The organism is Actibacterium ureilyticum, from assembly GCF_002285435.1.
GTDB lineage: Bacteria > Pseudomonadota > Alphaproteobacteria > Rhodobacterales > Rhodobacteraceae > Actibacterium_C > Actibacterium_C ureilyticum.
Window position 1 is genome coordinate 611,652 of the sequence record NZ_NSBT01000026.1, and the last position, 6,112, is coordinate 617,763.

Annotated in this window: 6 protein-coding genes; 3 read left to right on the forward strand and 3 right to left on the reverse strand. The window is 53.2% G+C overall.

The window, feature by feature from the left end; genetic code table 11:
- Positions 1-27: 27 nt before the first annotated feature.
- The 3 genes from CLM60_RS11695 to CLM60_RS11705 form a co-directional block, all read right to left on the reverse strand.
- Complete coding sequence (locus CLM60_RS11695; protein WP_245848377.1) at positions 28-267, reverse strand: helix-turn-helix transcriptional regulator; 240 nt, start codon at positions 265-267, stop codon at positions 28-30.
- Positions 268-365: 98 nt separating this feature from the next.
- Positions 366-1,133 carry a phage regulatory CII family protein gene (locus CLM60_RS11700; protein WP_141246501.1) on the reverse strand — a complete coding sequence of 256 codons (768 nt, stop codon included), beginning with the start codon at positions 1,131-1,133 and terminating at the stop codon, positions 366-368.
- Positions 1,066-2,259 (reverse strand): tyrosine-type recombinase/integrase, encoded by a 1,194-nt coding sequence (locus tag CLM60_RS11705; protein ID WP_095589304.1) that lies wholly within the window; start codon positions 2,257-2,259, stop codon positions 1,066-1,068. Before CLM60_RS11705 ends, CLM60_RS11700 begins: the two co-directional genes overlap by 68 nt.
- 376 nt (positions 2,260-2,635) lie before the next feature.
- Between CLM60_RS11705 and CLM60_RS20675 the strand changes: the two genes are divergently transcribed.
- The 3 genes from CLM60_RS20675 to CLM60_RS11715 all read left to right on the forward strand — a co-directional run bounded on the left by CLM60_RS20675 (position 2,636) and on the right by CLM60_RS11715 (position 6,053).
- Positions 2,636-3,004, forward strand: a complete 369-nt coding sequence (locus tag CLM60_RS20675; RefSeq protein ID WP_141246502.1) for a hypothetical protein — start codon at positions 2,636-2,638, stop codon at positions 3,002-3,004.
- A gap of 15 nt (positions 3,005-3,019) precedes the next feature.
- Entirely contained in the window at positions 3,020-4,726 is a 1,707-nt protein-coding gene (locus tag CLM60_RS20680; RefSeq protein WP_141246503.1) for a hypothetical protein, read from the forward strand.
- A 227-nt stretch (positions 4,727-4,953) separates the two neighbouring features.
- Positions 4,954-6,053 (forward strand): IS3 family transposase gene (locus CLM60_RS11715; protein WP_095587531.1). Its coding sequence is split into 2 segments (ribosomal slippage): positions 4,954-5,215 and positions 5,215-6,053, totalling 1,101 coding nucleotides; the frame shifts between segments, so codons are not numbered across the junction.
- Positions 6,054-6,112: the final 59 nt, after the last annotated feature.

Sequence of the window (6,112 nt, forward strand, 5' to 3'; positions counted from 1 at the left end):
TGATTTTGGTTTTTGGCTGAACGCGGGTCAGTAGTCGGCGTAGTGCGTCCGAGCACGCTCTTGGTCGCGCTCGGTAAGCCAATCGCTTAGTTCTGACATGAGCCATGCGACGGTGGTACCGCCAATGCGCACGCGACGTGGGAAACGCCCACGCGCCTCAAGCCTCAACAACGTTGTGTTGCTCAGAGTGATGCCCATACGCTTCAAGTCGTCGCGCGTGGCCAAGGTTTTCCCAAGTATTTCGTCTGTCATCTTTTTCCCTTTCATGTGGAAGGGAACCGGTTCCTGAGAAGACATTGGCACAGATGAAAAAGATCAGGAAATCAATTGCATGAACGAAAATAGGTCAAGTACAGACGTTCTGTTCAATCGTCTAAGCGATAGTCGGAAACTGCTGTTTGAATCTGCCTGTTTAGGTTTTCGAGCTTCGTGGGGTCCTTTGCGAACTTTGAGTAATAGGCAGCAAGAAGCGGGCGCGCTGACACCCGTATGAACTCGGGGTATTCGCCATCAATTTTACCTTCTGACGCCGAGCGCTTCACATTCTCAAGGCCCCGAATATCGATGAAGATTTCGGTCAGACCGTTGACAACTGCCTGCATCGTTTCTGCATGAGCGGTTGCTTCTCCAACACCCTTCGGCGTGCCGCGGACTGCCTGAACCAGCTCAAGTAGGTTCGACATGGCGGCATTGGCTTCCTGTACCCGGAGCCGCATTTCTGAGGCTGGTACAAATCGGGAGGATTTTCTCTTGCCGGAGCGAATAACCACAGATGACAACAGATCATCAGAGTCGGCCAAAACCGCCATCAAACGGCGGGACAAATCATCGGTCTTTGCGGCCCAAGCATATTTCTGTGCCTGTGTCGCGGCTCCGCCCACGAAATCGAAAACGGACAGCAGGTACTCGGCGGTCGCTGCAAGTTGGAGCCGAAGTTCCTCAACGTCGGCTGAACTCTCAAGGCGTATCGTCTCTGCGATCTCGACCGCCGACTCGTTGGTGTAGATATCGGACCAAGGATTGTGGCCGGGCGGAAACTTCTTGCTGGCATCTCCAACCCAACGCTCAGGCGTGATGTCGCCTTTCAAGTTGCTGAGCATTCTTGGGCGCTGTGATTTTTTCGATATGCTCATTCCACTTGTCCAGCGCCTCGCGCTTCTCGACCGCGTATGAATAGACATTGTAGATAGCGGCCACGCCCGAGACCACACCCGTCTTGTGGTTGAGCAGCGCTTCGGTCACTGGCTGCGGGACGCCCAGCGTCGCCATGTTGGTGGACATCGTGCGGCGCAGGTCGTGAATGATCCACGGCTCCGTGCCTTCGGGCAGTGCCTTATCGAGCCGATCCTTCACGCGACCGAAGCCCGACACGGGCGATTTGCCGGTGGTGGTGAATACGTAGTCGGAATTGAAGAACCTCGGCGTCCTGCGCAGCACCTCGAGCATCGCGTCCGTGATCGGCACCGTATGCTGCTTGCCGTTCTTTGCCCGCGATGAAGGCAGGGACCAAAGGCGTTTTTCGAAGTCGACTTCTGACCAACGCATTTCAGCGACCTCGGCGCGTCTCTGGCCGCTGAGCATCAGCAGCTTCATGCAATCCCCGAAAGGATAGCCTTCATCGCCACAGGCCGCCCACAGTGCGCCCAACTCGCCGTCCGTCATCACGCGCTCGCGAGGCTTTTCCTTCGAAAGTGGCTTCATCCCGGCGATGGGGTTGGTCTCTATCATACCGCGCTCGACACACCACCCCATCAGGTGCTTGAGGTGGGCCAGCGCGCGGTTCGCACTGACCGGCGCGGATTTGTGGATCACGTCGCAGGCTTTCACGACATCGGCGCGTCTGATCTCGTCGATCCGTTTGCCATGCAGGGCCGTGAACTTCGCCAGCAGGGCTTCCTTGCGCTTCCAATCGCGGTTGTGAACCTTGGCGTGCTTCTCGATGTAATCGGGGATCACGTCGCCAAGCGTGGGCTTCGTTTCAACCTGCACGCCCGTGCGATCCTCGAACCGGCCTCTCTCGACTTCGTAGAGAACCTGACGCACCCGTTCACGCGCCTCGGCCAGCGACACGACGCCGAACCGTCCGATGGTCAGTCGCCGCATCTTGCCGTTGATGCGCTTGTGCAGGCAGAACGTTTTCGTGCCGGAGGTACTGACGCGCAAGACAAGACCCGGCATCAACTCGTCACGGAAGTCGACACGCTTGGATGGATCAGGCTTCTGCCCTTCGATGAACTTGGTGGTGAGTTTGCGTTTCATGAGCCCATGATAAGTTGGGCGGATGAGCCGCGTCAGGGACAACCCTAGAGGGTTTGCCGGAGGTTGAAATGAATTGCGCCTAATGAAGCAATCAATCTGTCGCAGACCATCGGTTGGGTTCTCCATCGTGACATCTATGGTGCTTCGAGCCCATCCTCGCGCTGTAGGGCGTTGTTATCAGGAAGCGGACGGAACTGACCTCGGCCTGAGAGCCGTCTATGTCGGCAGCCGACCCTGGTGAACGCTTCGCTTCCTCCCCGCACTGGTGTGCACAGTTTTTCAACAGACGGCATCGCTGGAAACTTAAACCTTGCTCGCGCTCATTCGTCCAAGCATAGTTGCCCGATGTATAGAGCCGCGACACGAAGAGAGATAAATGTCAAACGACAACTTCGATACAGCCTTGTTCGAAAATAGTTTAAGCCCGCAATTGATTGAGTTGGGACAGGCCCTTCAGCATATTGAAGGTTTGAGTGGACTAAATTCCCGACCGCCTGACGATGAGAGCAGTGTTCAACGAGCCCGAACATGGATCATAGCTCAAAGGACCGAACTTGCGAAACATATCTGCGTCAACGATGATCTTTTGGAAATCATACGATCACCCACGAGCAGCGAACAGCAGCTTTTAAGCGCTGTTATAGATATTGTCTCTGCATTATATGCTTACATCCCAGCAGCAACCCTGGGTCGAATTATTGTTAACATAGGTATAGATAAGCTTTGCGGCAATATTTCCAAGTAAATTGACGGCAGAAGTATGGATGAGAAAGAGTCAGCGCTGATCGCTCTACAACGTAGTAGGCTAAATTCGCGAGGCGTATTCTTTCCTCAAATCTTTACCGTTGGCAGCTCAATGTCTCCACTCACCATTCTGGACAGGGTTGAGTCAGTTAGAACTACAAAGTGTAAAATCAGTAACGATGAGATTGAGAGAATACTTATCTTCATACACGAACTTACTCATGCATACACTTTCCTCTCAACGGGGTACGGCGCTCGGTTTCTTTCGCAAATGGCGACTGCCGTTGGTGCGGTTCAAGTAGCTAAGGGCCCAGTTTCCCAACTCTCCTATCAATTGCTGATACCTGAGATTGAAGAGCGCAAGGTAGGCGATTTCATATTCAAAAAATTTTCTAAGAGAGGATTCTATCGATACCCCGAGCCAGAAATTCAAAAACGGCATGAGGAAACAGCTGCAACCGAGCTGCGAGAGGAAATCGATGAACATGCTCGCAACATGGAGCGATATCTAAAGGGCATGTTCCAAGACTTCAACGAGGAAGTGCGAAAGAACATAAGCATTCGGGTGAACGAGAAAGTCGTGCCAGAGCCACGCCGTAGTTTTTTACGCTTCTGGAAAGGAAAATTGGAACATGGGGCTAGAGCCAAGTGTGAACTTGAATTCCCGTCCGGCGATGTGCCCATCTATCACAGATATCGACGCAAAAGAAGTGGCCAGCCGACAAGTGTGGCGATCAACGTAGCAACTCTAGCAGAGGCCATGGCAATTATTAGTGAAATATATTACTGGGAGTACTTAAATGGCGTTGAGCTAGGGGACGAGGAAATCGATCGCATCCTTAATGATTTGTCAATTGAATATACGTGCTGCTTTGAAGTTGTCTCGATTTACTCACGAGTGGCGGGGAGGGAGCTTCTACATACAACTCTTGCCGTTCTGCAGCTAGCCTTTGTCTTTGGTGTGTCGGTAGGCGAATCAAAAGAGTTAAGAAGTCGTTTTTGGAGGCGAAGGCATCGCACCTCAGGGCACTTTTTTTGTCGGTTTGCTTCGCGGCTGCGTTGGTTGCGCGCTGCCAGGGACTTGAACGAGACCTCTCGCCTTATGCGATCCCTTTTGATTTCGATTGGAGTGTGGCCTGCAAGGCTTGGCATACTGTGGAACTTAAGCTCACCCGTCTCACGTTTAAATAAATTGTTCAATTTTCGTGAAACTCTTAGCGGCTCCATGGTCTCAGAGGCTGCGGATAGTTTTTTTAAACAGGGACTCGCGTTAGATCAAGCGCTGACCGAGCATTTCCAAGGAGATGAGGCATTTCAACCAAAAATACTGAAGCCAAATCTGCTCCGAGATGTTTTAGGAAGGATGCTAAATGCGGTGATGTTTTTTAATAACGATGAGCTTCAGGCATTCAATCCCGTCTCGGTAACAAGTGAGGATGGTCATTTATTCTTCAAGGAGGTCGAGGGCTACTTGGAACTTGAAGCCATTAATTCCTGGGGCGGCGCTCTATTGGGCTACGTCGGGCGACAGATCGGAAATGGTGAGGATCAAGGTTGTCCTCTCAAAAGGGGGGTTCCATACTTTTGTGGAGCAAAAAATGTGAGCGAAGATGAGTTTTGCATGCTCGATCCGAAGGAGCCGCCCCGAAAGATATCCGACTTTGAAAGTATTAGGAATGTGTGGTGCCCTTACGCGTATTTGTTGGCGCCAAATTCAAGATAGCGTGCGGGGTTCAGATGCTGCAAGATGGCATTTCGATAATTGACAGATAATGATGTATTGATATGGAGAAAGTAGTGGAATCCCCCTAAGTGTGCGCGATTTTGCCGCGCTTGGTAAGAAACGTTCGTCGCGTGGTTATGTATTAGTAATTGCCTTCTCCGTGACCTGAGACCCGTTTTCTCCTCCAGTTTGAGGTAGAGTTCGCCCCAACAAAGGAGACGAACAGAATGAAGAGATCACGGTTTAACGAAGAGCAGATCATCGCGATCCTGAAGCAGCAGGAGGGCGGCGTTTCGACGGCTGATGTATGCCGCGAGCATGGGATCAGCTCGGCCACGTTCTACAAATGGAAGGCGAAGTTCAGCGGCCTCGAAGTGTCGGACGCCAAGAGGCTGAAGTCGCTGGAGGACGAGAACTCGAAGCTGAAGAAGCTGTTGGCCGAGCAGATGCTGGACAACGCGATGTTGAAGGATGTCGCCTCGCGAAAGTGGTGACGCCCGGCGCGAAGCGGGATGCTGTGGCGCACTTGTGCAAAGAGCACGAGGTAAGCCAGCGGCGGGCGTGTTCTGTTCTTGGCGTTGATCGGTCGAGTGTGCGGTATCAAAGCGTGCGCCCGGACGACGCGGGTCTGCGCAAGGCAATGAAGGCAGTGGCTGCTGAGCGTCGCCGGTTCGGATATCGCCATGTCCATGTCATGCTCGAGCGTCAAGGATGGCAGGTGAACCAAAAGAAGCTGAGGCGGCTATATCGTGAAGAGAAGCTGCAAGTCCGCAAGCGAGGTGGTCGAAAGCGTGCTCTCGGAACGCGAAGGCCAATGCTGATGCCGGAACGCCCCAATGAACGCTGGAGCTTGGACTTCATGTCTGACGCCTTCACAGATGGGCGACGGTTCCGGGTGCTCGCCATCGTAGACGACTTCAGCCGCGAATGCTTGGCGCTCGTCGCCGATACGTCGCTCTCCGGTCTGCGTGTCACGCGTGAACTGACGGCGATCATGGCGCGGCGTGGACGTCCCAGAACGATTGTCAGCGACAACGGGACGGAACTGACCAGTATGGCGGTGCTCAGATGGTGCCAGGAGACACGGATCGACTGGCATTATATCGCACCGGGAAAGCCTATGCAGAACGCATTCGTGGAAAGTTTCAACGGCAGCTTCCGCGACGAACTCTTGAATGAAACCCTATTCTCATCGCTCGCCGAAGCCCGAGAGAAGATCACAGCATGGAAGGACGACTATAACCGACACAGACCCCACTCATCGCTCGGCAATCTCACGCCGCGGGAATTTGCGTTGAAATCGAGACTGGAAACCAAGGCTGCATAAGGCCAGAAATCAACCGACGGATTCTCCCAAACGCTGGAGGGAAGTCGGGTCTCAGGTCA

Coding starts and splice junctions, on each gene's coding strand:
- CLM60_RS11695 (WP_245848377.1), bottom strand. CDS start 267: ATGAAAGGGAAAAAGATGACAGACGAAATACTTGGGAAAACCTTGGCC.
- CLM60_RS11700 (WP_141246501.1), bottom strand. CDS start 1,133: ATGAGCATATCGAAAAAATCACAGCGCCCAAGAATGCTCAGCAACTTG.
- CLM60_RS11705 (WP_095589304.1), bottom strand. CDS start 2,259: ATGAAACGCAAACTCACCACCAAGTTCATCGAAGGGCAGAAGCCTGAT.
- CLM60_RS20675 (WP_141246502.1), top strand. CDS start 2,636: ATGTCAAACGACAACTTCGATACAGCCTTGTTCGAAAATAGTTTAAGC.
- CLM60_RS20680 (WP_141246503.1), top strand. CDS start 3,020: ATGGATGAGAAAGAGTCAGCGCTGATCGCTCTACAACGTAGTAGGCTA.